Here is a 1,808-nt window from a genome sequence, read left to right as displayed (position 1 = left end):
GCCGCCGGTTGGTGCGGGCGCCGGTGCGTTGCCGCCCGTCGCCGCCATGGACGAGGGCGCGACCCAGTACCTGCCGCCGGTGCCCGCCGCGCCGTCCGTCGACGAGGGCGCCACACAGCTCCTTCCCCCGGTGGGCCCCGGTGCGCTGCCGCCCGAGATGCCCCCCGCGGGGGCGGCACCCACGGCGATGTCCTCCGAGTCCACGCGGTACCTCGGCCGGGTCCGGCCGGACGGGCCGGGACCGGCGTCCGGAGGCAACGGCGCCGGACCCCTGCCGCCCACAAGGGAGTTGACCACTGATGAACCCCGACGACCCGTTGCTGAAGATACTGGCGTGCCCGCTGGACAAGGGGCCGCTGCATCTCCTCGAAAAGGAGACGGAGGGCCCGGAGAGTACTGAGAGTACTGAGGACGCTCTCTACAACCCGCGTCTGCGCCGCCGCTATCCGATCGTGGACGGCATCCCGCAGCTCCTCCCGTCCTCCGGCGAACAGGTGACGGACGACGAACACGAACGCCTGCTGAAACGGATGTTGACCTCATGACCCTGGCAGCCCGTCTGGCCCCCTTCGTGCCGGTGCGGCTGGTCGCCGCCGCCGCCCGGTTCGTCTATCCGCGCTTCGAGCCCGAACTGGCCCGGCTCGGCGATCTCTGCCCGCCCGGCTGCGGCACGGCGGTGGACGTCGGCGGCTGGTACGGCCCCTGGACGCGCCGTCTGTCGCAGCGGGCGCACCGCGTGGTGACCGTCGAGCCCGTCCCGCATCTGGCCCGGCTGCTGACCGCCGCGACGCCCGGGAACGTCCGGGTGGTACGGGCCGCCGCGAGCGCCCGCCGGGGCACGGCCCGCCTCTGGCTGCCGTCCGGCGACCAGGCCGATCGGGGCGTGTCGTCACTCGTCCGCCGGGACATCCATGCCCGCGCCCTGGACGTCCCCTGTCTCACCCTCGACAGCCTGAACCTCCACGACGTCGGCTTCGTCAAGATCGACGTGGACGGCAACGAACTGGCGGTGCTGCGCGGCGCGACCACCCTGCTCACCCGTGACCGCCCGGCCCTGTTCATCGAACTGGAGGCCCGCATCCAGCCGATCAGGCCCGTCGTGTCGTTCCTCGCCGAGCGCGGATACAAGGGCTGGGTCCTGCCCGACGACACCTGGCTCCCCCTCGCCTCCTTCGACCTGGAGTCCCACCAGGCCCACGCCTCGCACGTGGTCTCCCAGGGCCTGCTGCGGCGGGTGCTGGCCTTCCGGAGCCCGGGGTACGTCCGGTACGTGAACTCGGTGCTCTTCCTCCCGACGGGCCGCACCCCGGGCGACGCGCACCGCGCGGGACACGTACGCCACGATGGGACGCATGCCTCCCGCCAAGCGACCCGATAGGCCCGCCGGCCCGTTCACCCCGCTCGACTTCCAGCTGGTCCTGCTGCGCCGCATGGCCGACCACAACGCGGACCTCGTGGAGGACGCCCGCCACGCGCTGGGCGTCTCGATCGCGGACATGCGCGAGGCCAACCGCCGTTGGCAGGCGATGAGACATGTGCCGCGGGGCCGGGGAGCCGTCTCCCGCTACCGCTCCATCCTGGGCGAACCCGAGTCGGTGACACCCCGGCAGATCGGCGACCTGTCCTGCGAGGCGCTCCTGTGGCCGGTCCCCCTCTGGCCGGACCTCCGCTTCGAGGTGCTGGTGGCCCCGAACGGCGCGGCCTGGAACGAGTGGCTGGTCCGCGCGCCGGGCGCCCCCTCCCCCGAGCTGCGCACCCTGGAGGACCTGACCCCGTGGTCCTGCGCGGTCGACGAGACGGCCCGCGCC

General features: G+C 73.5%; 3 protein-coding genes and 1 pseudogene. All 4 read left to right on the top strand.

The window, feature by feature from the left end; translation table 11 throughout:
* Window positions 1–244: pseudogene (locus O3Q52_RS52715) on the top strand (hypothetical protein); the annotation flags it as partial.
* A 55-nt stretch (window positions 245–299) separates the two neighbouring features.
* Window positions 300–545 (top strand): Trm112 family protein, encoded by a 246-nt coding sequence (locus O3Q52_RS52710; RefSeq protein ID WP_269655489.1) that lies wholly within the window; start codon window positions 300–302, stop codon window positions 543–545.
* A complete protein-coding gene (locus tag O3Q52_RS52705; RefSeq protein ID WP_269655488.1) occupies window positions 542–1,378 on the top strand; it encodes an FkbM family methyltransferase in 837 nt (278 codons plus the stop codon). The genes O3Q52_RS52710 and O3Q52_RS52705 overlap by 4 nt, the downstream gene beginning before the upstream one ends.
* Window positions 1,344–1,808 (top strand): hypothetical protein (locus O3Q52_RS52700; RefSeq protein WP_269655487.1); only part of this gene is annotated, 465 nt, incomplete at its 3' end. The genes O3Q52_RS52705 and O3Q52_RS52700, both read left to right, overlap by 35 nt.

Origin of the sequence: Streptomyces sp. ActVer (assembly GCF_027270795.1) — a bacterium.
Taxonomy (GTDB): Bacteria; Actinomycetota; Actinomycetes; order Streptomycetales; family Streptomycetaceae; genus Streptomyces; species Streptomyces umbrinus_A.
This window is presented reverse-complemented; position numbering and strand designations above follow the sequence as displayed.